The 23479-nt window shown below is 57.2% G+C and carries 23 protein-coding genes; 14 read left to right on the top strand and 9 right to left on the bottom strand.

Annotated elements, in window-relative coordinates; translation table 11 throughout:
• Positions 1-12 precede the first annotated feature (12 nt).
• Together mlc and IM303_RS03065 are read right to left on the bottom strand one after the other, a co-directional pair.
• On the bottom strand, positions 13-1233 hold the full coding sequence (mlc, locus tag IM303_RS03070; RefSeq protein WP_048999448.1) for a sugar metabolism global transcriptional regulator Mlc: 1221 nt from the start codon (positions 1231-1233) through the stop codon (positions 13-15).
• Between the two features lie 129 nt (positions 1234-1362).
• Positions 1363-2259 (bottom strand): LysR family transcriptional regulator, encoded by an 897-nt coding sequence (locus IM303_RS03065; protein WP_028012978.1) that lies wholly within the window; start codon positions 2257-2259, stop codon positions 1363-1365.
• A gap of 121 nt (positions 2260-2380) precedes the next feature.
• Between IM303_RS03065 and IM303_RS03060 the strand changes: the two genes are divergently transcribed.
• Positions 2381-3634, top strand: a complete 1254-nt coding sequence (locus tag IM303_RS03060; protein ID WP_192971000.1) for an MFS transporter — start codon at positions 2381-2383, stop codon at positions 3632-3634.
• Between the two features lie 64 nt (positions 3635-3698).
• On the opposite strand, the gene IM303_RS03055 is transcribed toward IM303_RS03060, so the two are convergent.
• Positions 3699-5090: an APC family permease gene (locus tag IM303_RS03055; RefSeq protein ID WP_063942554.1), complete on the bottom strand. Its 1392-nt coding sequence runs from the start codon at positions 5088-5090 to the stop codon at positions 3699-3701.
• Positions 5091-5446: 356 nt separating this feature from the next.
• Positions 5447-6865, bottom strand: coding sequence for a glutamine synthetase family protein (locus IM303_RS03050; protein ID WP_048999451.1), 1419 nt, complete (start codon positions 6863-6865; stop codon positions 5447-5449).
• A gap of 214 nt (positions 6866-7079) precedes the next feature.
• Here IM303_RS03050 and puuD point away from each other — a divergent pair, with 214 nt between their 5' ends.
• The 9 genes from puuD (at position 7080) to IM303_RS03010 (ending at position 15914) form a co-directional block, all read left to right on the top strand.
• A complete protein-coding gene (puuD, locus tag IM303_RS03045) occupies positions 7080-7844 on the top strand; it encodes a gamma-glutamyl-gamma-aminobutyrate hydrolase (RefSeq protein ID WP_028012974.1) in 765 nt (254 codons plus the stop codon).
• Between the two features lie 25 nt (positions 7845-7869).
• Positions 7870-8427: an HTH-type transcriptional regulator PuuR gene (gene puuR, locus IM303_RS03040; RefSeq protein ID WP_013096835.1), complete on the top strand. Its 558-nt coding sequence runs from the start codon at positions 7870-7872 to the stop codon at positions 8425-8427.
• Positions 8428-8584: 157 nt separating this feature from the next.
• Entirely contained in the window at positions 8585-10078 is a 1494-nt protein-coding gene (puuC, locus tag IM303_RS03035; protein ID WP_048999452.1) for an aldehyde dehydrogenase PuuC, read from the top strand.
• Positions 10075-11355 (top strand): FAD-binding oxidoreductase, encoded by a 1281-nt coding sequence (locus IM303_RS03030; RefSeq protein WP_048999453.1) that lies wholly within the window; start codon positions 10075-10077, stop codon positions 11353-11355. Before puuC ends, IM303_RS03030 begins: the two co-directional genes overlap by 4 nt.
• 25 nt (positions 11356-11380) lie before the next feature.
• Positions 11381-12652, top strand: coding sequence for a 4-aminobutyrate transaminase (gene puuE, locus IM303_RS03025; RefSeq protein WP_048999454.1), 1272 nt, complete (start codon positions 11381-11383; stop codon positions 12650-12652).
• 150 nt (positions 12653-12802) lie between these two features.
• Positions 12803-14290 carry a carboxypeptidase M32 gene (locus IM303_RS03020; protein ID WP_048999455.1) on the top strand — a complete coding sequence of 496 codons (1488 nt, stop codon included), beginning with the start codon at positions 12803-12805 and terminating at the stop codon, positions 14288-14290.
• 148 nt (positions 14291-14438) lie between these two features.
• Positions 14439-14813, top strand: coding sequence for an acid resistance repetitive basic protein Asr (gene asr, locus IM303_RS03015; RefSeq protein WP_032642591.1), 375 nt, complete (start codon positions 14439-14441; stop codon positions 14811-14813).
• A gap of 93 nt (positions 14814-14906) precedes the next feature.
• Positions 14907-14990, top strand: a complete 84-nt coding sequence (locus tag IM303_RS22360; protein WP_023617729.1) for a hypothetical protein — start codon at positions 14907-14909, stop codon at positions 14988-14990.
• A 102-nt stretch (positions 14991-15092) separates the two neighbouring features.
• Positions 15093-15914, top strand: a complete 822-nt coding sequence (locus IM303_RS03010; protein ID WP_028012967.1) for a serine protease — start codon at positions 15093-15095, stop codon at positions 15912-15914.
• 38 nt (positions 15915-15952) lie between these two features.
• Here IM303_RS03010 and mdtI read toward each other — a convergent pair whose 3' ends face one another.
• Both mdtI and mdtJ read right to left on the bottom strand, forming a co-directional pair.
• On the bottom strand, positions 15953-16282 hold the full coding sequence (mdtI, locus tag IM303_RS03005) for a multidrug/spermidine efflux SMR transporter subunit MdtI (protein ID WP_028012966.1): 330 nt from the start codon (positions 16280-16282) through the stop codon (positions 15953-15955).
• Positions 16269-16631, bottom strand: coding sequence for a multidrug/spermidine efflux SMR transporter subunit MdtJ (gene mdtJ, locus IM303_RS03000; protein ID WP_028012965.1), 363 nt, complete (start codon positions 16629-16631; stop codon positions 16269-16271). Before mdtJ ends, mdtI begins: the two co-directional genes overlap by 14 nt.
• Positions 16632-17053: 422 nt before the next feature.
• On the opposite strand from mdtJ, the gene IM303_RS02995 reads away from it, so the two are divergent.
• The gene (locus IM303_RS02995) at positions 17054-18088 is read left to right on the top strand and encodes an AI-2E family transporter (RefSeq protein WP_041910260.1); all 1035 of its coding nucleotides are present in this window, start codon (positions 17054-17056) and stop codon (positions 18086-18088) included.
• 3 nt (positions 18089-18091) lie between these two features.
• Here the strand turns inward: IM303_RS02995 and IM303_RS02990 are convergent, their stop codons facing one another.
• Together IM303_RS02990 and IM303_RS02985 are read right to left on the bottom strand one after the other, a co-directional pair.
• Positions 18092-19039: a zinc-dependent alcohol dehydrogenase family protein gene (locus IM303_RS02990; protein WP_048999456.1), complete on the bottom strand. Its 948-nt coding sequence runs from the start codon at positions 19037-19039 to the stop codon at positions 18092-18094.
• A 28-nt stretch (positions 19040-19067) separates the two neighbouring features.
• Entirely contained in the window at positions 19068-20093 is a 1026-nt protein-coding gene (locus IM303_RS02985; protein ID WP_041910262.1) for an LLM class flavin-dependent oxidoreductase, read from the bottom strand.
• Between the two features lie 177 nt (positions 20094-20270).
• Between IM303_RS02985 and yajD the strand changes: the two genes are divergently transcribed.
• A complete protein-coding gene (yajD, locus tag IM303_RS02980; protein ID WP_003857471.1) occupies positions 20271-20618 on the top strand; it encodes an HNH nuclease YajD in 348 nt (115 codons plus the stop codon).
• Positions 20619-20646: 28 nt separating this feature from the next.
• Here yajD and IM303_RS02975 read toward each other — a convergent pair whose 3' ends face one another.
• Positions 20647-21405: a MipA/OmpV family protein gene (locus IM303_RS02975; RefSeq protein ID WP_193359564.1), complete on the bottom strand. Its 759-nt coding sequence runs from the start codon at positions 21403-21405 to the stop codon at positions 20647-20649.
• Positions 21406-21555: 150 nt separating this feature from the next.
• Between IM303_RS02975 and IM303_RS02970 the strand changes: the two genes are divergently transcribed.
• Entirely contained in the window at positions 21556-22251 is a 696-nt protein-coding gene (locus IM303_RS02970) for a response regulator (RefSeq protein ID WP_028012960.1), read from the top strand.
• Positions 22248-23444 carry a cell wall metabolism sensor histidine kinase WalK gene (locus IM303_RS02965; RefSeq protein WP_047368442.1) on the top strand — a complete coding sequence of 399 codons (1197 nt, stop codon included), beginning with the start codon at positions 22248-22250 and terminating at the stop codon, positions 23442-23444. The genes IM303_RS02970 and IM303_RS02965 overlap by 4 nt, the downstream gene beginning before the upstream one ends.
• Positions 23445-23479: the final 35 nt, after the last annotated feature.

Raw genomic sequence — 23479 nt, 5'->3', positions numbered from 1 at the left:
TGCGGAAAAGAGTTAACCCTGTAACAGGCGGATAAGCAGCGAGCCGTTGTACATGGCATCTTTGACCAGCGCCGCGCCGGCCATTGTGCCCTGGTTGGAAAACTGGGTACTTTCTACCGCAATATTTCTGCTGTAGGCAGGAAGCGACTGCTGCTGAATACAGGCCGTAATCGCCGGAAAAAGGATCTCCGCCGCCTGGCTGAGCGGTGAGCCGATCAGGATTTTTTGCGGATTGAAGAGGTTCACCATAATCGCCAGAATGCGGCCTACGTTATTACCCACCCCGGTAATAATGTCCTTCGCCAGCAGATCCCCCTCACGCGCGGCGACGCAGAGGGAATCCACCGTTAAGGGTTGGCCGTGAAGCGAGGAGCTCATGGACTGACTGAGCCTCACCTGCGCCAGTTCGAGCACGCTTTCCACGCTGGCGATCGTCTCCAGACAGCCATGGTTCCCGCAGTAGCAGCGTTTACCGTACGGGTCGACCTGGGTATGGCCAATTTCCACCAGGCTGCTGCTCCCGGCGTGGAGAAGCCGTCCGTCGGTGATCACCCCCGCCCCGACGTTATGGTCGATGACCACCTGAATGACATCCCGCGCACCGCGCGACGCGCCAAACAGCGCTTCCGCCATCGTCCAGGCGCTAATGTCGTGCTGAATATAGACCGGGACGCCGGTATGGTTTTCCAGCACTTCGCCCAGCGGCATCTCTTTAACATCGTCGTAAAACGGCATGCGGTGAACAATACCATTTTCGGTATCAATAATGCCGGGCATGGTGATGGCAATCGCCGTTAAGCGTTCAAGCCGCTGCTGATGGCGAATAAAGAAGCGATCGATATGGGAGACAATCGCATCGAGAAGCGGTTCCTCGGCGTTGAGCGGCAGCTCAAGCCGGTCTTCCACCACCAGCTTGCTGCTGAGATCGCGCAGTGCAAGGAAGATCTCTCCGCGGCTGATGCGCAGCGAGAGGTAGTGCCAGGCTTCCGTCTCGACCACCAGGCCGACCGCCGGACGACCACGGCTGCCCGGCTCCTGAATTTCCGTCTCCTGGACCAGGTGCGCTTCCAGCATTTCGCGGACAATTTTGGTGATACTGGCAGGTGCCAGCTGTGCCAGGCGCGACAGATCGATACGCGAAACCGGACCAAGCTGATCAATCAGGCGATACACCGCGCCAGCGTTGGTCTGCTTAATCTGATCAATATGCCCTGGCTGACTATCAGCAACCACCTCGTACTCCCTTATTTTCGAGCTTCGAAATAAACTATTGGCTATGGTGAAGCACTTCCATGGGTGTCGTCAAATATTTACTTAGCCTTGTGATTTACCGCACATTTTTACCCGTTTTCCCGGGAAATATCAGACCGCGGAAGCCTGGATTAACCGCTGTTTGAAGCGCTGGGCAGCATGACTCTGTTCGCGATGTTTTGACCACACCAGCCACATCTCCGAAACGGCATCCTCCTCGGCGATAGCAACCCAGCGCATCTCGCGTAGCTGTACCCGCTTAAAGGAGGCCGGGAGTATCGACACGCCCAGCCCGGCGGCGACCAGGCCGATAATGGTCATCGCCTCTCCCACTTCCTGGGTAATGACCGGCGCCAGATCGTAGCGGCGCATCAGCCCCAGAATATCGTCATACAGGCCCGTCCCGACCTGCGGGTCAAAAAAGACAAACGGCTCTTTTGCCAGCTCTGCCAGCGAAACCGCCGGACGCGACGCCAGCGGGTGATCGTTCGGGATCATGGCCATCAGCGGTTCGCGCAGGATAACCTCCCATGCCAGCGTGTCCGGCAGCTGGGTATTACGCATCAGCCCCAGATCGAGCGCACCTTCGTTAAGCGGCGCAATCTGCTCGCGGGTATTAATTTCGCGCGTCTGAATATGCACGTCCGGAAAATGACGGCGGAATGACGAAAGCGTCTGCGAGACGGCGCTGATAAACGGCGCGGACGAGGTAAACCCGATCCGCAGCTCCCCGGCTTCCCCAAGATAGAGCCGTTCCGCCCGGGCAGCGGCGTCGTCGACCATGCTCAGAATTTGTCGGCTGTCGATCAGAAACTGCTTACCCGCTGCCGTCAGGCTCACGCTGCGGTTGGTGCGGGCCAGTAGACGCGCCCCGACCTGCTGTTCGAGGATTTGAATCTGCTGGCTTAAGGGCGGCTGAGAAATGTTCAGCCGTGCCGCCGCGCGGCCAAAATGCAGCTCTTCGGCGACGGCGACAAAGTAGCGAAGATGACGCAGCTCGATATTCATATTTTTAAAGTATCATTTGAGATTATTAATATATTAGACAGAATATTTACATTTTCCTACTCTAAACGTGTGGTCATACCCGTCACCAAAAATCACGGGGATGTTTAAGCAAGGAAACTGTGTGAGTCGTACATCTACCATTGATATCGAGCCGGCCAGAGATATTAATGATTTGCCTGTAGCATCGCAGCCGGTTCAGTTCATCAAACGTGGTACCCCCCAGTTTATGCGCGTCACGCTGGCGCTCTTTTCCGCCGGTCTGGCAACGTTTGCCCTGCTCTACTGCGTTCAGCCGATCCTGCCCGTTCTCTCCCACGAGTTTGGGGTTTCCCCCGCCAGCAGCAGCGTTTCGCTTTCCATTTCAACCGGGATGCTGGCAATTGGCCTGCTTTTTACCGGCCCGCTCTCCGACGCCATCGGCCGTAAACAGGTGATGGTAACCGCCCTGATGCTGGCCTCGGTCTGTACGTTACTCTCGACGATGATGACCAGCTGGCACGGCATTTTGATGATGCGCGCGCTGATCGGGCTCTCGCTCAGCGGCGTGGCGGCAGTCGGGATGACCTATCTCAGCGAAGAGATCCACCCGAGCTTCGTCGCCTTTTCGATGGGGCTGTACATCAGCGGGAACTCGATTGGCGGCATGAGCGGGCGTCTGCTGAGCGGGGTATTCACGGACTTCTTTAGCTGGCGCATTGCGCTGGCGGTGATCGGGTGTTTTGCGCTGGCATCGGCCCTGATGTTCTGGAAAATCCTGCCAGAATCGCGCCATTTTCGCCCGACGTCTCTGCGCCCGAAAACGCTGTTTATCAACTTCCGCCTGCACTGGCGTGACAAAGGTTTACCGAGACTGTTTCTGATGGGATTCCTGCTGATGGGTTCCTTCGTGACGCTGTTTAACTATATTGGCTACCGCCTGATGCTCTCGCCGTGGCATCTGAATCAGGCCGTTGTGGGTTTGCTTTCCGTGGCCTATCTCACCGGTACGTGGAGTTCGCCGAAAGCCGGGGCGATGACGGCACGCTTTGGCCGCGGGCCGGTGATGCTGGTGTTTACCGCAGTGATGCTGCTCGGCCTGCTGCTGACGCTTTTCTCTTCCCTGTGGCTTATCTTTGCCGGGATGCTGCTCTTCTCCGCAGGCTTCTTCGCCGCTCACTCCGTCGCCAGCAGCTGGATTGGCCCGCGCGCGCGTCGCGCCAAAGGCCAGGCATCGTCGCTGTATCTGTTTAGCTATTATCTGGGCTCAAGCATCGCCGGGACGCTGGGCGGCGTGTTCTGGCATAACTACGGCTGGAACGGCGTGGGCGGGTTTATTGCGCTGATGCTCTGTGCCGCACTGCTGGTGGGCGCAAGCCTTCATAAACGTCTGAAATAATAGGCTTGCGGGCTGATATCCGTTTCCCGAAAAACGGCACCAGCGTACTGGTGCCGTTGTTCGTTCAGGAATCCCAGGCCTGTTCTATCTTACCGGCTTCAAACTGCGGAGGCGGTTTTCGGAAGCGGCGCGTGAGCCAGGTCAGGTAAAGGACACCCAGTGCCGCCCAGATGAGGCCAAGCGTCAGGGACGTCGCTTCGAGGTTGATCCACAGCACGCCGACCGTTGCGGCACCAATGAGTGGCAGCAGGAAATAGTGGAGCCGATCTTTCCACGTTTTGTTCAGCCCCTTACGCCGCCAGAAATGGTTGTACACCGAGAGATTAACAAACGTAAACGCCACCAGCGCGCCAAAGTTGATCAGCGCCGTCGCGGTCACCAGATCAAAGTACAGGGCCGACAGCGCCACTATCCCTACCATAATCACGTTCAGGGCCGGAGTGCGCCACTTCGGATGCACGTAGCCAAACACCCGCTCCGGAAAGACGTTGTCACGCCCCATCACATACAATAAGCGTGAGACGCTGGCGTGCGAGGCCAGGCCTGAAGCGAGCGTATTCACAAACGTGGTGCACAGAAACACCGACTGGAAGAGCTTGCCGCCCACGTACAGTGCAATTTCCGGCAGCGCGGCGTCCGGGTTCTTGAAGCGCGCGATCGTCGGGAAAAAGAGCTGCATGAAAAACGAGGCAACAATAAATATCAGCCCGCCATACAGTGCGGTCAGGAAAATGGCTTTGGGGATCACCCGCGCCGCGTTTGGCGTCTCCTCCGAGAGCGTGGTGACCGCGTCAAAGCCGAGGAAAGAGAAGCAGACGATAGTCGCGCCGGTAATAATCGGGATCAGGTGTGCGTTCTCGCTGATAAACGGCTGGAGCGACCAGACGGTGCCAACCCCCTCCCCCTTGTGCAGTCCATGCACTACCAGTATGACAAAGACCACCATGATGGCGACCTGCACCAGCACAAACAGAGTGTTAAAGTTGGCGACCAGGTTAACGCTTTTCAGGTTCGCCAGCGTCAGGATCGTCACAAACCCCACCACCCAGACCCAGGGCGGGACTTCAGGGAACAACGCGGAAAGGTAGATCTTCGCCAGCAGCACGTTGATCATCGGCAGGAAGAGATAGTCCAGCAGGGATGACCAGCCGACCATAAAGCCTAAGTGGGGGCCGATCGATTTCTGCGTGTAGGTATAAGCAGAGCCCGCTTCCGGGAACTGTCGTACCAGTTTGCCGTAGCTGATGGCGGTAAACATGACGCCCGCCAGCGCCAGGAGATACGAGGCGGGCACGTGGCCGTTGCTGATACCGGACACAATGCCGAAGGTATCAAACACGGTCATGGGAGTGAGGTAAGCCAGCCCCATCATGACCACCTGCCAGAGCTTGAGGGAACTGCGCAGCCGGGTTCTTCCGGCCATGCCCGGCGAATCAAGAGAGGTGTTAGTCGCCATAAACCATCCCCCCCATGCTTACCGTGGTTTGCAATCGCGTTGACCGTAACGCAAACCTGCTTAGCAAAGGGGGAAGTTGTAAAGAACATACGCGATCGTACCAGCGCAGCGTCTCTCGCTCGCACTCATAGCAGGCGCCTGACTGGCCCCCTTCGCCCTGCGGATAGTTGAACATCTGCATCATTTCCTACCTCGTCACACAGTGTCGTTAAGAAAGTCCCTGTGCCGCCTGCGCTCCATAACGCGACTCCCGGGAGATAGCTGGCGTGCCAGCGAACGTTTCGGCCAGGCTCCGCGCAGGCCGTTTGGTGATACGTATGCGATGAAACAAAGCGGCCCCTAACCGGGGCACGTCATCAGGCGTTTTTCAGCATCCACTCAATTTCTGTTTCGGTAATCAGGCGTTCAAACTGCAGTAATTCATCATGTTTGCAGGCGTGATAGACGTGGCAGAAACGTTCGCCCAGCCGCTCGCGAAGATGATCGTTTTGCATAAATTCCCACAGCGCATCGCTCTGACGAATCGGGAACGGCAGTCCGTCCTGCTCCAGACCATTGCCTTCCACTTCTTCCTGCAGGGGTAAATCGTTATCCAGCCCGTGCAGAATGCCGGCAAAAATCGCCGCCATCACCAGATACGGGTTCGCGTCTGCTCCCGCCACGCGGTACTCGACCCGATGGTTATGGCGATCGCCGCAGGGGATACGCAGGGCAACGGTGCGATTATTGTGTCCCCATGACGCCTGCGTCGGCACGTACATTCCCGGCTGGAAGCGGCGGTAGGAGTTGACGTTCGGCGCCAGCAGCGCCATGGACGCAGGCATCAGATCGATCATCCCGGCCAGCGCGCGTTTCAGCAGCGCGGAATCCTCGCCGCTGGCGTCTGCGAGCACGTTTTCGCCTCGGTTGTTTTGCATGCTGATGTGGATATGCATCCCGCTGCCCGCATGCTCTTCATACGGCTTTGCCATAAACGTGGCGTGCATCTTATGTTTTTCCGCCATCTGCCTGACGAGACGTTTTAGCGCCAGCGCATCATCGCAGGCGTCGAGCACGTTTTCCGTATGATGCAGGTTAATTTCAAACTGGCCCGGGGAGGCCTCAGCCACGGCCCCGTCGGCGGGGATCAGCTGCAGCTGCGCCAGTTCGTCAATGTCGTTCAGCACGTCAGCAAAGTGGTTCAGGTTATCAACCGAGTAGACCTGGCTCTGCGTGTTGCGTACGTCGGTGCCCGGCGCGCAGGGTGGCTGCAGATAGCCGTCGGCATCGCGCTTACGGTCAAGTAAATAGAACTCCAGCTCTACCGCTACCACGGGGAACAGACCGCGCTGGCGCAGCTGCTGCCAGAGTCGGTTGAGTACGTTCCGCGGCTCAACGTCAAAGGGAGCGCCATCTTCATCGACCATGGTGAGCTGCACCTGACCAATGTATTCCGGGTCGGCGGCGGACGGCGTCAGGGTACCCGGTACCGGCACGCAGATACAGTCCGGCTCGCCGAGCTCCTGCCCCAGGCCCGCCTCTTCCACGACGTTACCCAAAATGTCCATGGCGAAAACCGATGCCGGGAAATAGCAGCCTTTTTCAAGCTTGCTCAGTCCGGCAACCGGGATGCGCTTGCCGCGAAAACAGCCGTTCAGGTCGGTCAGGAGGACATCAATAAACTGGGTGTCAGGATACTTTTCTAAATAGCGCTTCACTTCCTGCGTAAAGGCGCTGCCCCGCCTCTCATCCGTGTGCTGCACAAAGTTCTCAACTTCTACGATATTGGTTTCCATGATTTACCACCGTTTTTGGGATTTGCGTTCGCTGCTCTGGACTGTCAAATATAATGTCCACCCTATCGAATCTGTATGCAAACAAATTGTTTGTCAAATGTTAAATTAAGTTTGCAAAAGGCAGATCCCGTTGCTAGATTGAGAAAATATTGAACGAAAAGGCCGTTTCACAGGCGAGAATGGCCTAAATTTAGTCCACTTTGTGAGGGCGATCATGGAAAATATAATGAACAAGCCAGTTATTGGCGTAGTGATGTGCAGAAACAGGCTTAAGGGTCATGAGACCCAGACCCTGCAAGAAAAGTACCTGAATGCCATTATTAACGCGGGGGGCTTACCGATTGCCTTACCCCATGCGCTGGCAGAGCCAGAGCTACTTACCGCTCTGCTGCCAACCCTGGACGGGATTTACCTGCCGGGCAGCCCAAGTAACGTGCAGCCGCACCTTTATGGTGAAAACGGCGATGAGCCTGACGCCGATCCCGGGCGAGATCTTCTGAGTATGGCGCTGATTGCCGCCGCGCTCGAAAGGCGCATCCCCATTTTCGCCATCTGCCGGGGGCTGCAGGAACTGGTTGTTGCGACGGGAGGAACGCTGTATCGCCGCCTGTTTGAGCAGAACGACCTGCTTGAACACCGGGAAGATCCTGAACTGCCGGTTGAGCTACAATACGCCCCTTCTCATGAGGTTCAGGTTCAGGAGGGAGGACTGCTGTCTCAATTAATACCAGGCTGTAACACATTTTGGGTAAACTCGTTACACGGGCAAGGTGCACGAACGTTAGGACCACGGCTTCGCGTGGAGGCCCGTTCGACGGATGGGCTGGTCGAAGCGGTCAGCGTTCATGACCACCCTTTTGCCCTCGGCGTGCAATGGCACCCCGAATGGAACAGCAGCGAGTACGCCCTCTCACGTATGTTGTTTGATGGTTTTATCACCGCCTGTCAAAGCCACATTGCCGAGAAGCAACGGCTTTGACCACTACCGTAAAGGAAATGCAACTATGAGCGATGACGGACTGGCGCCAGGGAAACGTCTGTCTGAGATCCGCCAGCAATTGGGTCTCTCGCAGCGGCGTGCCGCCGAACTGTCTGGGTTAACACACAGTGCCATCAGCACCATTGAGCAGGACAAAGTCAGTCCTGCCATCAGTACGCTGCAAAAGCTGCTGAAAGTCTATGGGCTGTCGCTCTCGGAATTCTTTTCGGAACCGGAAAAACCTGATGAACCGCAGGTGGTTATTAATCAGGAAGACCTTATCGAAATAGGCAGTCAGGGGGTTTCGATGAAGCTGGTTCATAACGGAAATCCGAACCGTACGCTGGCGATGATTTTTGAAACTTACCAGCCTGGAACCACGACCGGAGAGAGGATCAAACATCAGGGTGAGGAGATCGGTACGATACTGGAAGGTGAAATAGTGCTGACCATTAATGGCCAGCCTTATCACCTGGTTGCAGGGCAGAGCTATGCCATCAATACCGGCATACCGCACAGCTTCAGCAATACCTCGGCAGGCATCTGCCGCATTATCAGTGCCCACACCCCCACCACGTTCTAATTACCACTCAGTCCCGGCGTAAGCGCGCTTACGCCGGGACAAATAAAAACGATCAATGTCGGCATTCAACGGGTTAATTCCCGGGATGCCCCACGGCTTCGTATTGCCTGAAACGGCCATGCCTTTATTTATCTGATTGCGAAAGAAAGGAGTGAATATGCATTTTCAGCACCTGACTTACTGGCAGGATAAAGCAAAAAACAGCGCCATTGAGACCCGGTTATTTATTAACGGTGCCTATTGTGACGCCGCCGATAATGCCACGTTTGAAACCGTCAATCCCGCTACCCAACAGACGCTGGCGAACGTGGCCCGGGGTAAGCAGGCTGACGTGGACCGCGCGGTTCAGGCCGCACGTGAGGTATTTGAGCGCGGCGACTGGTCACAGGCGTCTCCGGCGCAGCGCAAGGCCGTGCTCAATAAGCTCGCCGATTTAATGGAACGCCACGGCGAAGAGCTGGCCTTACTGGAAACGCTTGACACCGGTAAACCCATCCGCCACAGCCTGCGCGACGATATTCCCGGCGCGGCGCGCGCCATTCGCTGGTACGCCGAAGCGGCGGATAAAGTCTACGGCGAAGTGGCGCCTACGGGTCCGGGCGAGCTGGCGATGATCGTGCGCGAGCCGATCGGGGTTGTCGCGGCCATCGTCCCCTGGAACTTCCCGCTGCTGCTGGCCTGCTGGAAGCTGGGCCCGGCGCTGATCGCAGGCAATAGCGTGGTATTAAAACCGTCGGAGAAATCACCGCTCACCGCCCTGCGCCTGGCCGGGCTGGCGAAAGAGGCGGGCCTGCCGGACGGCGTGCTGAATGTGATAAGCGGTTACGGCCACGAAGCGGGCCAGGCGCTGGCACTGCACCCGGAGGTCGAAGTGCTGACGTTTACCGGCTCTACCCGTACCGGCAAGCAGCTGTTGAAGGACGCGGGAGAAAGCAATATGAAGCGCGTCTGGCTGGAGGCAGGCGGCAAGAGCGCCAACATTATCTTTGCCGACTGTCCGGACATGGACAAGGCCGTGAGCGCGACCGCCGCCGGGATTTTTTACAACCAGGGGCAAGTCTGTATCGCCGGTACCCGCCTGCTGCTCGAAGACAGCATCGCCGATGACTTCCTGGCAAGGCTGAAAGCGCAGGCCCGTCACTGGCAGCCGGGCGATCCGCTCGACCCGGACAGCACGATGGGCATGCTCATCGACGCTGCGCACGCCGATACCGTCCACACGTTTATTCGCGAGGGAGCCCGGAAAGGTACGCTGCTGCTGGACGGGCGGGAACAATCATGGCCTTCCGCAGTCGGTCCCACCATTTTTGTCGACATCGCCCCTGTCTCCCCGCTGTGCCGGGAAGAGATTTTCGGGCCGGTGCTGGTCGTCACCCGTTTTAAAACCGAAGAGGAAGCCTTAACGCTGGCCAACGACAGTGAATACGGGCTTGGCGCGGCGGTATGGACCCGCGATCTCTCCCGGGCGCACCGCATGAGCCGCCGCCTGAAAGCCGGCTCGGTCTTCGTCAATAACTACAACGACGGTGATATGACCGTCCCCTTTGGCGGCTATAAGCAGAGCGGCAACGGTCGCGATAAGTCCCTGCACGCGCTGGAAAAATTTACCGAACTGAAAACCATCTGGATTGCCCTGGAGCCTCAATCATGACCGAACATACCACCAGCTACTACGCGGCCAGCGCGAATGCTTATGAACCTTTCCCGACGCTTAACGAGTCGATCAGCTGTGACGTGTGCGTGGTGGGCGGCGGCTATACCGGCCTCTCCTCCGCGCTACATCTCGCCGAAATGGGCTACGACGTGGTACTCCTTGAAGGTGCGCGCATCGGCTTCGGCGCCAGCGGACGCAACGGCGGCCAGCTGGTTAACTCCTACAGCCGCGATATCGACGTGATCGAGAAAAACTACGGGCCCGATGCCGCCAAAGTGCTCGGGAGCATGATGTTTGAAGGCGGGGAAATTATTCGGGAGCGTATCCAGCGCTATCAGATCCAGTGCGACTATCGTCCCGGCGGGCTGTTTGTGGCGCTAAACCATAAGCAGCTGGAGACGCTGGAGGAGCAAAAGGCCAACTGGGAACGCTACGGCAACACGCAGCTGGAGCTGCTGGACGCCAGCGCCATCCGCCGGGAAGTCGACAGCGACCGCTATACCGGCGCGCTGCTGGACCGCAGCGGGGGGCACATTCATCCGCTGAACCTGGCGATCGGCGAAGCGGACGCCATTCGCCTGAACGGTGGGCGTGTATATGAACAGTCTCCGGTGACCGCCATTCAGCACACCAGCCCGGCAGTAGTAAGCACGCAGCATGGCCAGGTCACGGCCCGCTACGTGATCGTCGCCGGGAATGCCTATCTGGGCGATAAGATAGAACCGGAGCTGGCAAAACGCAGCATGCCCTGCGGCACCCAGGTGGTGACCACCGCCCCGCTGTCGGAAGAGGTCGCCCGCACGCTGATCCCCAATAACTACTGCGTGGAAGATTGCAATTATCTGCTGGATTACTACCGCCTCACCGCCGACAACCGCCTGCTGTACGGCGGTGGCGTCGTCTATGGCGCGCGCGATCCGGACGATGTCGAGCGCCTGGTGATGCCAAAGCTGCTGAAAACCTTTCCTCAGCTGGCAGGCGTCAAAATCGACTACCGCTGGACGGGCAATTTCCTGCTGACCCTGTCGCGGATGCCGCAGTTTGGTCGTCTGGATAAAAACATCTATTACATGCAGGGCTACAGCGGCCACGGCGTGACCTGCACCCATCTGGCCGGGCGGCTGATCTCGGAACTGTTGCGCGGTGACGCTGAGCGCTTTGATGCGTTTGCCAACCTCCCGCACTACCCCTTCCCGGGCGGTCGCAGCCTGCGGATTCCATTCACGGCGATGGGCGCGGCGTACTACAGCCTGCGCGATCGTCTTGGCGTATGATCGTTTCGACAAAAGGGTATCTGACATGAGTAACCAGGAATTTCATCAGCGCAGACTTTCTGCCACCCCGCGCGGCGTAGGCGTAATGTGTAATTTCTTTGCCCGCACGGCGGAGAATGCCACGCTTACCGACGTGGAAGGCAACGACTATATTGATTTCGCCGCCGGGATCGCGGTACTGAACACCGGCCATCGCCATCCTGAACTGGTGGCCGCAGTGGAAAAACAGCTTCACCAGTTCACCCACACGGCCTACCAGATTGTGCCGTATGAAAGCTACGTTTCATTAGCCGAAAAGCTTAACGAGCTGGCCCCGGTACAGGGCCCGGCCAAAACGGCGTTCTTCACCACGGGCGCGGAAGCGGTGGAAAACGCCATTAAAATCGCCCGGGCCCACACCGGCAGACCGGGCGTGATTGCCTTCGGGGGAGGCTTTCACGGCCGAACCTATATGACCATGGCCTTAACCGGCAAGGTCGCGCCTTATAAGCTGGGATTTGGCCCCTTCCCGGGGTCGGTTTATCACGTACCGTATCCATCCGAGCTGCACGGCATCACGACGCAGGATGCCATCACGGCGATAGAACGCCTGTTCAAAGCGGATATTGAGGCGAAACAGGTGGCGGCGATTATTTTTGAACCCATTCAGGGTGAAGGCGGATTCAACGTCGCCCCGCCAGAGCTGGTGGCCGCCATCCGCCGAATCTGTGATGAGCACGGGATCGTGATGATTGCCGACGAAGTGCAGAGCGGCTTCGCCCGTACGGGTAAACTGTTTGCCATGGAACACTACGTGGACAAGCCAGACCTGATGACGATGGCGAAAAGCCTGGCAGGCGGAATGCCGCTGTCTGGCGTGGTGGGTCGCGCCGAAATCATGGACGCGCCGGCTCCCGGCGGTCTGGGGGGGACCTATGCAGGCAACCCGCTTGCGGTGGCCGCCGCGCACGCGGTGCTGAATATTATCGACAACGAGTCACTGTGCGCCCGCGCCTGCCATCTGGGGGATCGACTGAAAGCCACGCTGGAGGAGATTCAGGGCACCTTCCCTGCGCTCGTGGCGATAAGGGGAAGAGGATCGATGATTGCGGCGGAGTTTTTTGATCCCGAGAGCCGTGAACCGTCGGCCGCCATCGCGCAGGCGATCCAGCAAAAGGCGCTCGCCCAGGGCCTGCTGTTATTGATCTGCGGCCAGTACGGCAACGTGATCCGCTTCCTTTATCCGCTGACCATTCCGGATGCTCAGTTCAACCAGGCGCTGGCGATCCTGCAACAGGTTATGCGTGATAAGTCCTGAGTGCCCACCGAAAACCGTCTCCCGGCATTCCGGAGACGGTTTCAACGGAGGAGATCGGCATAGATTTCCTCCGTGTGGGAAATGTTGGGGAATTTGGTCTGTTTCATTGTATGCTCCCTGAAACACATCCCTGGCAAGAGGAAATAAGAATTGCAAAAAACATCCGCCTATCAGTCACTTGTGAAAACCTTCCAGCGCCTCTCACGCTTCTCGCATCTCTCCTCCATCGCCAGCTGGGACATGTTCACCATGATGCCGCCAGGCGGCAGCGCCGCACGCGGTGAAGCGCTGGCAGAGATGAGCGTCCTGCAACATCAGATCCTGACCGATAAAAAAGTCGGCGACCTGTTAGCGGCCGCAGCAGGGGAAGATCTGAATGACGTCGAACAGGCCAACCTGCGGGAAATGACGCGACAGTATCAGCAGGCTACCCTGCTGCCGGAATCGCTGGTGGAAGCCAAATCCCTGGCGGGCAGCAGATGCGAGCATGCCTGGCGTACGCAGCGTCCCGCGAACGACTGGCAGGGCTTTTCCGCCAACCTGAAAGAAGTGGTGAAACTCAGCCGTGAAGAAGCCCGCCTGCGCGCAGAAGCCAAAGGCTGTACGTCGTACGACGCGCTGCTGGATATTTTTGAACCGGACATGACCAGCGCGCGCCTGGACGTGCTGTTTGGTGATATGAAAACCTGGCTGCCGGACCTGCTGGCAAGCGCGGTGGAGAAACAGGCTCAGCGGTCATTCGTTCCGCCGCAGGGCCCCTTCCCGACGGCAACCCAGCGCGAACTGGGTCTGGAAGCCATGAAGATGCTCGGCTTCGATTTTAACGGCGGTCGCCTCGACGTAAGTGCGCACCCGTTCTGCGGCGGCGTGCCGGAAGACGTGCGCATTACCACGCGCTATGATGAGGACGAGCTGCTCAGCGCGCTGTTTGGCGTGATCCACGAAACCGGACACGCGCGCTACGAACAAAACCTGCCGCGCGCGTGGGCAGGCCAGCCGATTGCCCTGGCACGCTCAACCGCGATCCATGAATCCCAGAGCCTGTTCTTTGAGATGCAGCTGGGACGCAGCGAAGCCTTCCTTAAGCACCTCCTCCCAGCCGTTCACGCCCGCTTTGGCAGCCAGGCGGCGTTCAGCGAAGAGAACTTTATCGCCTGGAACCAGCGCGTGAAGCCGGGCTATATCCGCGTCGATGCCGACGAAGTGAGCTACCCGGCACACGTGGTGCTGCGCTATGAGATTGAGCGCGCGCTGATCAACGGCGAGATCGAGGTGGACGATATCCCCGCCCTGTGGGATGAGAAAATGCAGGCCTGGCTCGGATTATCCACCAAAGATAACTACCGCAACGGCTGCATGCAGGATATCCACTGGACCGACGGCGGTTTTGGTTACTTCCCGTCGTACACGCTGGGCGCAATGTATGCCGCGCAGCTGTTCCATGCTGCAAAGACCGCGCTTCCGGGACTGGCGTCCTCCATCGCTGAAGGGGATTTTTCCGCCCTCTTTGAGTGGCTGCGTCAGAACATCTGGCAGCACGGTAGCCGCTTTAGCACGTCGCAGTTAATCACCCAGGCGACGGGTGAAGATCTGAATATCCGCTACTTCCGCGAACACCTGACCTCACGCTACCTGTAATGATAAGGCCGGGGTTCTTCCCCGGCCTTGTACATATGGTTACACGCCGATACCAATCACTCACGGAAACCCCGAATTTACAGGGATATAGTTATTTCAACGGCCCCGCAGTGGGGTTAAATGAAAAACCAAATTCGAGGGTATGAACATGAAAAAAGTATTAGCTCTGGTTGTTGCCGCTGCTATGGGTCTGTCTTCTGCTGCGTTTGCTGCTGAAACCACTGCTGCACCAGCTGCTGCTGCGCCTGCTGCAACGACCACCGCGGCGCCAGCAAAAACCGTACATCACAAGAAACACCACAAAGCCGCTAAACCGGCTGCAGAGCAAAAAGCACAGGCAGCTAAAAAGCACCACAAAAAAGCCGCTAAACCAGCCGTAGAGCAGAAAGCTCAGGCTGCGAAAAAGCACCACAAGAAAGCCGCTAAACCAGCCGTAGAGCAGAAAGCCCAGGCTGCGAAAAAGCATCACAAAAAAGCAGTAAAACACGAAGCTGCTAAACCAGCTGCACAGCCAGCTGCGTAAGCGTACAAGCTTAACCGTGCCCTGCGGGGCACGTTGGTAAACCGGCGCTGAACCGGAAAAGGTTCTGCGCCGTTTTTTTTATCCGGAGGGCGTATGCTGCGACGCTATCGGTTTGAGCTGATTCTTATCCTGCTTATTTTATGCGCGCTCATCGCAAGCCGCTTTTATCTTTCCTGACTGTAGCACGCTGATTTTACTCCCACTTTAGCGCCGTCCCGTCTATAGTATTTTCATAGGGTTCACTTTTAATAATCATAATTACCCCCACCAGAGTGTGATATGCGTAAATCTGTTGTGTTGTTGCTGGGAACGTTTGGCCTTTTTTCTGGATTTTCACAGGCGGATGATGGCGGTGATAACGCCATTAGCGCGAAAGAGCTAAAGACGCTTTTTTTCGGTCATGACGATCGTACTCGCGTCACCGATCCTACCCAGGCTCCCTGGGACGCTATAGGCCAACTGGAAACCGCCAGCGGCAACCTGTGTACCGCGACGTTAATCACCCCGCAATTAGCGCTGACGGCGGGCCACTGCCTGTTGACGCCACCCAACGGTAAGCCAGACAAAGCGGTTGTCTTACGATTTGTGTCGCAAAAAGGGATCTGGCGCTATGAAATCCACGGCATTGAAGGCCGGGTTGATGCTTCTCTTGGGAAGCGTCTTAAACCGGATGGAGACGGCTGGATTGTGCCGCCCGCGGCAGCCTCGTGGGATTTTGGCCTGATTATTTTGCGCTACCCGCCTTCGGGCATTACGCCGCTGCCGTTATTTGACGGCGATAAAGCGGCGCTCACCGCCGCGCTGAAAGCTGCCGACCGCAAGGTAACGCAGTCAGGCTACCCGGTCGATCATCTGGATGCGCTTTACACCCACACGGACTGTATCGTGACGGGCTGGGCGCAGACCAGCGTGCTTTCCCATCAGTGCGATACGTTGCCGGGCGACAGCGGTTCACCGCTGATGCTGAAAACCGATAACGGCTGGCAGTTGATTGGGGTTCAAAGCTCCGCCCCGGCGGCGAAAGACCGCTGGCGAGCCGATAACCGGGCCTTATCCGTCACCGGTTTTCGCGATAAGCTGGAAGCGCTGGCTAAAGAGTAAGCCAGCGCGGCTGTCTGTGAATCAGGGTTACCGATTGATCAGGCGAGTTTTATCATGATCATGCCCGCCAGCAGCAAGATCAGTCCTATCCAGCCTTTATTATTTAAACGCTGCCCGAAAAGCACCCACCCTGCGGCCAGGGTGGCGGCGATACCAAAACCGCCCCACAGCGCATAGGCCACGGACAGATCGATACCTTTGACCGCCTGTGACAGGGCGCTGAACGCCCCCAGCACTGCGGCAATCGACATCAGGCCATAAACCTTACGGCGAAAACCGTCAGAGAATTTCAGCAGAACGTTCGCCAGAATTTCCAGCACGATGGCGAAGCCCAGCCAGGCCGCATGAACCCATTCAAACTGTTGCATGGTTCTGCTCCTTCTGCTGTTTTGTCGGTTTACGGGTACCTGATTTAATCAGCACGATACCCGCGACCAGCGTCGTTAACCCGGCGACCTTCATTGTTGTTAATGTTTCGTCGAATATCAGAACGCTGAACAGCGTAATCAATAAAATACCGATCCCTTCCCACAGCGCATAGGCCACACCCAGCGCAATTTTCTTCACCGCAAATGAGAGGAAAATATAGGAAAGGGATATCATCACCAGCATTAAAATAAAACCGGTATTGCCCTCGCTGACGCTTGCCCATTTCATTGACAGCGTGCCGGTAATTTCAGCGAGGATAGCCAGGGCTAATAAGATCCAGTAAAACATGTTTTTCTCCTGCTTGAGAATATAATCCATCGTGGCCCGCCGCATGCAGCAAACCAAAAAAATATGAAATTAAATCAGACAGCTAAGCGCGTAGCGCCAGCTCAGGCAGAAGAGGTGACTATAGTGCGGTGCGCCAGTGTTGCTCACCAGCAATCAGGCAGAAGGAGGTAGAAAATAGAGCAGCGTTGTTTGAAGAATAGGTACTGAACAAATTGTCCATAAAATTACAATTATCCGCGTTGTTGCTTCTCGTCTGTGCGGATGAAAATTGTCCTCGGTAGTTGAACACGCCAAATTTGTACCATAACTGAAGATTTTACTCAAAGTCTTTTCAATTCTTTACCCATCCCGTTTGATTTTGGTTAGTTTATTGCAGGACGTTTACCCTCTATTATAAATAAAAAGCGTTTTTTGGAGTCACCATGGCTAAACCCATTATTACCCTGAACGGGTTAAAAATTGTCATCATGCTGGGCATGCTGGTGATCATACTCACGGGCGTTCGTTTTGCCGCCGACATCATTGTGCCCTTTATTCTGGCCCTGTTTGTTGCGGTGATCCTTAACCCACTGGTCCGGCGCATGACGCGGCTGCGCATCCCGCGCGTGCTGGCAATTACCCTGCTAATTAGCGTCATTATTTTCGCCATGGTGTTACTGGTTGCGTATCTGGGTACCTCGCTGAACGAACTGGCGCGAACGCTGCCGAAATACCGTTCCTCGCTGGCGATACCGCTGCTGCAGCTTGAGCCCTGGCTTCAGCGCGCGGGAATAGAAGTTTCGGTTGAGGAGCTTCTTAAATATATCGACCCTAATGCGGCCATGACCATCGTCACAGGCCTGCTGACGCAGCTTTCCAATGCCATGACCTCCATTTTCCTGCTGTTTTTAACGGTGGTGTTCATGCTGCTGGAGGTGCCACAGCTACCCGCAAAGTTACAGCAAATCATGGTTCGTCCGGTTGAAGGAATGGGCGCTATTCAGCGCGCGCTGGACAGCGTTTCACGCTATCTGGTACTGAAAACCGTCATCAGCCTGGTCACCGGGGTGGTGGTCTGGGGAATGCTGGTGGCGCTGGACGTCCGCTTTGCGTTCGTCTGGGGGTTACTGGCATTTGCGCTCAACTACATTCCTAACATCGGCTCCGTGCTGGCGGCAATCCCCCCTATTCTTCAGGTGCTGGTGTTCAGCGGATTTTATGATGCGCTGATTCTGCTGGCCGGCTATCTGGCGATTAACCTGGTATTCGGGAATATTCTTGAACCACGAATGATGGGGCGTGGGCTGGGGCTTTCGACGCTGGTCGTCTTTTTGTCCCTGATTTTCTGGGGCTGGCTGCTCGGTCCCGTAGGCATGCTGCTCTCCGTTCCGCTGACCATCATCGTAAAGATTGGTCTGGAACAGACGGCGGGCGGGCAAAGCATCGCCGTGCTGCTGAGCGATATGAGCCATCAATAGCCGTCATTCCGCCATCGACATGAGGGGCTTGCTTGCCCTTCCTCCTTCACGGTAAGCCCTGAGTGCCCTCTGCCAGTCCGTCAGAGGGTACACCGTTCCGGGGCTGTATTCACTGGCGCGCATCCGGGGCCAGATTTGATCGAACGCCGCGCGCCACGCCTCTGCGCTGAGCCCATCCAGATAGTTACGAATATGGAACCACGCCACGCGCGGCAGGGGCCGCTGCTGGCGGAAGGTCTGCCCGGAGAGCAGCCCGTAGCAGACAAATATGCCCTGCTCCGGCAGCACGCTCAGGATCGCTTCCGCCAGCGCCCCGCCGGTTGCATCGTAAACGACGTCGGCACGCGCGGCAACGGAGAGAATCCGCTGCATGTCATGCTGTGCGACAGGAACGATCCCCATCGCCGCCAGCCGTTCAGCGTGAACGGGCGAACGATGAATACCGTACACCGCCTCTGCCTCCGCCAGACGCGCCCACTGCCCGAGCATAATAGCGCAATCCGAACCGGCGGCCGTGAGCAGCACCCGCTTTCCCCGCGGTGGATAGTGGCTCAACATCATCTGCGCCGCCAGCGGGTTGATATAGGCCCGCGCGGCCAGGCGTGAATCGACATCATCCGGCACGGGTATCGCATACTCTGCCGGGCAATCCGCATAGCGCTGCCAGGTGCCCTGCCCGCGCAGCGGCAGAACGCGTTTACCCTGCAGATATGCAAAAGACGCGGGCGCCTGAATGACAACGCCGACGCCTTCATACCCCGCGACGGCGGGCAGCGGGGTTCTGTGGCGGTAAGCGCCGGTAATGGGAATGAGATCGGACGCGTTCACCGGCGCATACAGCATTTGCACGCGGAGGTAGCCCGGCGCAAGCGCGCCCGGCGGCGCGGTTTCAGGTTGCAGAACAGATTCTGGCTCGCCAAAACGGCGATACCAGAGGGCCAGATTTTCCATTACGATCTCACGGCTGACGGCGGAATACTTAATCGCGCCAGCCCATTGCCGGTGCGACATGTTTGAGAATGGACTCAATCACGTGCGCATTGTAATCCACACCGAGCTGGTTCGGTACGGTCAGTAATAACGTATCAGCCTCGGCAATCGCCTCGTCCTTCTTCAGCTGTTCAATCAGCCTGTCAGGCTCCGCGGCATAGCTGCGCCCGAAGATCGCGCGCGTTTTTTCATCAAGATACCCCACGCTATCGCTGTCGTTGCGGCTGGCGCCGAAGTACATCCGGTCGCGGTCGTCCATCAGGGCAAAAATACTGCGGCTGACCGAGACGCGCGGCTCGCGCGCATGCCCTGCCTCTTTCCACGCCTGACGGTACGCGCGGATCTGTTTTGCCTGCTGAATATGGAACGGTTCGCCGGTTTCGTCGTCTTTCAGGGTTGAGCTTTGCAGGTTCATGCCGAGCTTAGCGGCCCATACCGCCGTCGCATTTGAACCGGCGCCCCACCAGATACGCTCCCGCAGCCCTTCAGAATACGGTTCCAGGCGCAGCAGCCCAGGCGGATTGGGGAACATCGGCTGTGGATTCGGCTTTGCAAACCCTTCGCCGCGCAGCACCTCAAGCAGCACCTCGGTATGACGGCGCGCCATATCCGATTCGTTTTCCCCTTCCTGCGGGACATAGCCGAAATGACGCCAGCCATCAATGACCTGCTCCGGGGAGCCGCGGCTGATGCCAAGCTGCAAACGGCCGCCGGAGATCAGATCTGCCGCGCCCGCATCCTCGGCCATATACATCGGGTTTTCATAGCGCATATCAATCACGCCCGTACCGATTTCAATGGTTTTCGTTTTCGCGCCTATTGCCGCCAGCAGAGGGAACGGCGAGCTAAGCTGACGGGCGAAGTGGTGCACGCGGAAATAGGCGCCGTCCGCGCCCAGCTCTTCAGCGGCCACGGCCAGGTCGATGGACTGCAGCAGCGTGTCTGCCGCCGAGCGCGTGCCGGACTGCGGAGAAGGCGTCCAGTGACCAAACGATAAAAACCCGATCTTTTTCATAACCCTGTGTCCTGATAATGCGTTGCGTTCTGTCCACTTTACGCATTACCCGGTAAGAATAAATGCCGTTTATTTAACGGAAAGCATCAAATAAATTGACGGAATAGAGGGGTTCGTCATTCCGCTCCATAATGGATATAATATCCCCCACTTTTTTCATGGCAGGTAAAACCGGCAATGGCTCTGATCCCCAAAAACTACGCGCGACTGGAAAGCGGCTATCGCGAGAAAGCATTAAAAATCTATCCGTGGGTCTGCGGACGCTGCTCGCGGGAGTTCGTCTATTCCAACCTGCGTGAATTGACGGTTCACCATATCGATCATGACCATACTAACAACCCGGAAGATGGCAGCAACTGGGAGCTGTTGTGCCTGTTTTGTCACGATCACGAGCATTCGAAATACACCGAAGCGGATCAGTACGGCACCACCGTGGTCGCCGGTGAAGACGCGCAAAAAGACGTGGGTGTCGCTACGTTTAACCCGTTTGCCGATTTAAAAGCGATGATGGATAAGAAGAAATAATCTTCTCGTCCGCTCGTGCTCCGCGATTTTAAAATGTCCAGGTGATAGCGGCGGTTGCAGACCCCTCATTGCGCCGCATCACTATTGGGCTTTCATTCGCATGGTCGCCAAGCCAGGTATAGTCCGCGCTCAGGACCGTTCCCCAGTGAGCATCGAACTGATGGCTCCAGGTCAGGCTGGTGTCGACGCCATAAAATCCCCCCGGCGCTGAATAGCGGCGATAGCCGGTGCGGCGGCTCTGCTGCTCGCTGACCCCATACCAGGTATTCAGATAACGGCTGTCGCCAAACAGAGCCGCAGACTGAAGGGCGATCGTGTCCTCGCTGTTTTGTAGGGGAATCAACGTAACGGACGCCTGATAACTTACGCCCTGGCTGTCCGTTAACGGTAGCGTCGCCTTACCCTCAACGCTTAGCCAGGACGCAGCCTGCCAGCCGACGGCAAGGCCGGTATTCAGGGTGGCATCAATGTCCCCCATCCCTTTCAGATTGTTTGCGCCCTCACGCCAGCCAGAATTTTTCTCTGCCCTCCCGAGGTCGTAACCCAGCGTATGTTCCAGGTACCAACCGCTGTCGTTTTGCAGGTCATATCCCACTCCTTTTTGTGCATCAATAAAGAAAGCACCCTTGCGCCCCTGCAGCACAGGAACCACCTGCCACACCTGCTTGTCTGAGCCTGAATAACGGGGGGCATAGTGACCGCCCAGCCCGACGGTTAAAGAGCCGGAAGCGGCGTCATCATCCGCCTGCACACCTGAGGCAACGGCCATCAGAAGCGGAACGGTCATATACAGGCCTTTTTTATCGCTATCATACTGTTCTCCACGCAGACGCTGGCGTCTGCTGATTCAGGGTCTGCCACACAATGTTGGCGCAGTATGGTTTGGCTAAATCAATGAATCGTCGGGATAGTGTTAAGAAACGGTCAAGGTGAACGGATGTTGTCCAGAAGAGTGCTGATTATTGAAGATGACGCCGATGCGGCTGGCGTGCTTGAAGCCTATTTACGTCGTGAAAATTACGATGTCACCATTACCGGAGACGGTCTTTCCGGGCTGGATATGGCGCAGCGGTGGAAACCCGACCTCATCCTGCTGGACGTGATGCTGCCCGGGCTTAACGGCACCGAAGTGCTGGCCGGACTGCGTCGTAAAAGCGATGTACCGGTGATCATGGTCACCGCCATGGGCGACACCCCCGATCGCATTGGTGCCCTGCGGTACGGTGCCGATGATTATGTTGTGAAACCCTATCATCCGGGAGAAGTCGTGGCTCGCGTACAGGCGGTGCTGCGACGCAGCAGTAAAAAAGAGACAGACGACGAGATCCTTCGCTGGCAAACGCTGGAGGTGGATGTGGCCGCCATTGTGGCGAGCGTGGATAACGGTGGCGACGCGCCCGTGATGCTCGATCTTACGCCAACGGAATTCTCGCTTCTGGCAACGCTGCTGCGTTCTCCCGCACGCCCCTTTTCCCGTCAGTACCTGCTGGAACACTGTCTGCCGGAAAGCGAGGCGCTGGAGCGCGTGGTGGACACCCATATTTATAACCTGCGTAAAAAACTCGAAGCGGCGGGTATTTCCGGCGTGTTGATTAACGTTCGCGGCGTGGGATACAGGTTCAGACAACCATGATAAAAAACCGGCACTCCTCTCTCTGGCGCTGGATTTGCGCGCGTATCCTGGCACTGGCCATCGGCAGCGTGATCGTCATTGCCACCTGCATGTGGCTACGTTATGCGGTACAGAACTACTGGATAATGGGCAGAATGCCAGCGGCGGTCCGGCAGGAATTTCTGACGCTCAGCCAGAACCCACAGGCCGATCCGGCCCGCTTCCACAGCATTGTGGATACCTGGTGGGGGCTGAGTTATTCCACGCCATCCATCGCCTCTGCGGACTGGGTTACGGTGGCCCTGCTGGTGCTGGTGATGATCCCGTTTATTGTGGTAATGGGGTTAAAACACGCCCGACCGCTGGCGCTGCAGTTCAGCCGTCTTCGCGATGCCGCCAAAGATGTCGCCGACGGGCAGTTTGGCCGTCAGGCTGAACTGGTCAAGGATGCGCCAGCGGAAATGGTCAGCTTTGCAAACGACTTTAACTCCATGACGGGGCAACTCGCCCGCTATGAAAAAGAGCTCCGCGCCTCGCACGTCGCGATGGCGCACGAGCTGCGTTCGCCCCTGACGGCCGCCATTGGTCGTCTGCAGGGCATGTTGGACGGTGTGTTTGATGCCAGCCCGATGCAGCTGGAAATGGTGATGAAACAGCTTCAGCATCTTAATCGCCTGACCGATGAGCTTCACCTTCTCTCGTTAGCGGACGCGGGAAATCTGGTGCTGGAAGAGCAGGCCTTTTCTCTGGATGAGCTTATTCAGGAGCGGGCGGCCTGGATCATGCCGCAGGCCGAAGCGCATCATTTTACGATTACGCTGCGTAACCCGCGTACGTTCCCGTTCAGAGGCGATGCGTTCCGCATGGGGCAGGTATTTACTATCCTTATGGAAAATGCACTACGCTACGGGCGCGAAGGCGGCCATCTCGAGGTGGCGCTGCACTACGCCAGCGGGCATTACGCCATTGAATTTCACGATGACGGACCGGGCGTATCCCCCCAGTTCTTACCGGACATGTTTAAGCGCTTTAGCCGTGAGGAGCAGTCCCGCGCGCGGCATTCCGGCGGCAGCGGCCTCGGTTTGTCTATCGCCCGGGCGATTTGTCAGGCACATGGGGGCACGATCGAGGCCTCATTACCGGAAACGGGCGGCCTTGCTGTGCGTATTTTGTTACCCTGGCAGCCGTCCGGTAATGAAAATATCCACTCTTGATAAACCCTTGACAGAACATCGAATCTTTCTCGACG

The organism is Enterobacter cloacae complex sp. P38RS (assembly GCF_014930775.1).
In the GTDB taxonomy this organism is placed as follows: Bacteria; Pseudomonadota; Gammaproteobacteria; order Enterobacterales; family Enterobacteriaceae; genus Enterobacter; species Enterobacter bugandensis.
This window is presented reverse-complemented; position numbering and strand designations above follow the sequence as displayed.

Bases quoted from the DNA above. Each gene is read 5' to 3' on its own strand.
- mdtJ (WP_028012965.1), bottom strand. From the start codon at position 16,631: ATGTTTTACTGGATCTTATTAGCCCTGGCTATCCTCGCTGAAATTACC.
- IM303_RS02990 (WP_048999456.1), bottom strand. From the start codon at position 19,039: ATGGAAAATCTGGCCCTCTGGTATCGCCGTTTTGGCGAGCCAGAATCT.
- IM303_RS03055 (WP_063942554.1), bottom strand. From the start codon at position 5,090: ATGGCGACTAACACCTCTCTTGATTCGCCGGGCATGGCCGGAAGAACC.
- IM303_RS02965 (WP_047368442.1), top strand. From the start codon at position 22,248: ATGATAAAAAACCGGCACTCCTCTCTCTGGCGCTGGATTTGCGCGCGT.
- IM303_RS02970 (WP_028012960.1), top strand. From the start codon at position 21,556: ATGTTGTCCAGAAGAGTGCTGATTATTGAAGATGACGCCGATGCGGCT.
- IM303_RS02985 (WP_041910262.1), bottom strand. From the start codon at position 20,093: ATGAAAAAGATCGGGTTTTTATCGTTTGGTCACTGGACGCCTTCTCCG.
- yajD (WP_003857471.1), top strand. From the start codon at position 20,271: ATGGCTCTGATCCCCAAAAACTACGCGCGACTGGAAAGCGGCTATCGC.
- IM303_RS03030 (WP_048999453.1), top strand. From the start codon at position 10,075: ATGACCGAACATACCACCAGCTACTACGCGGCCAGCGCGAATGCTTAT.
- puuD (WP_028012974.1), top strand. From the start codon at position 7,080: ATGGAAAATATAATGAACAAGCCAGTTATTGGCGTAGTGATGTGCAGA.
- IM303_RS03065 (WP_028012978.1), bottom strand. From the start codon at position 2,259: ATGAATATCGAGCTGCGTCATCTTCGCTACTTTGTCGCCGTCGCCGAA.
- IM303_RS02995 (WP_041910260.1), top strand. From the start codon at position 17,054: ATGGCTAAACCCATTATTACCCTGAACGGGTTAAAAATTGTCATCATG.
- mdtI (WP_028012966.1), bottom strand. From the start codon at position 16,282: ATGCAACAGTTTGAATGGGTTCATGCGGCCTGGCTGGGCTTCGCCATC.
- puuC (WP_048999452.1), top strand. From the start codon at position 8,585: ATGCATTTTCAGCACCTGACTTACTGGCAGGATAAAGCAAAAAACAGC.
- IM303_RS22360 (WP_023617729.1), top strand. From the start codon at position 14,907: ATGCTGCGACGCTATCGGTTTGAGCTGATTCTTATCCTGCTTATTTTA.
- IM303_RS02975 (WP_193359564.1), bottom strand. From the start codon at position 21,405: ATGACCGTTCCGCTTCTGATGGCCGTTGCCTCAGGTGTGCAGGCGGAT.
- asr (WP_032642591.1), top strand. From the start codon at position 14,439: ATGAAAAAAGTATTAGCTCTGGTTGTTGCCGCTGCTATGGGTCTGTCT.
- IM303_RS03050 (WP_048999451.1), bottom strand. From the start codon at position 6,865: ATGGAAACCAATATCGTAGAAGTTGAGAACTTTGTGCAGCACACGGAT.
- IM303_RS03010 (WP_028012967.1), top strand. From the start codon at position 15,093: ATGCGTAAATCTGTTGTGTTGTTGCTGGGAACGTTTGGCCTTTTTTCT.
- puuE (WP_048999454.1), top strand. From the start codon at position 11,381: ATGAGTAACCAGGAATTTCATCAGCGCAGACTTTCTGCCACCCCGCGC.
- puuR (WP_013096835.1), top strand. From the start codon at position 7,870: ATGAGCGATGACGGACTGGCGCCAGGGAAACGTCTGTCTGAGATCCGC.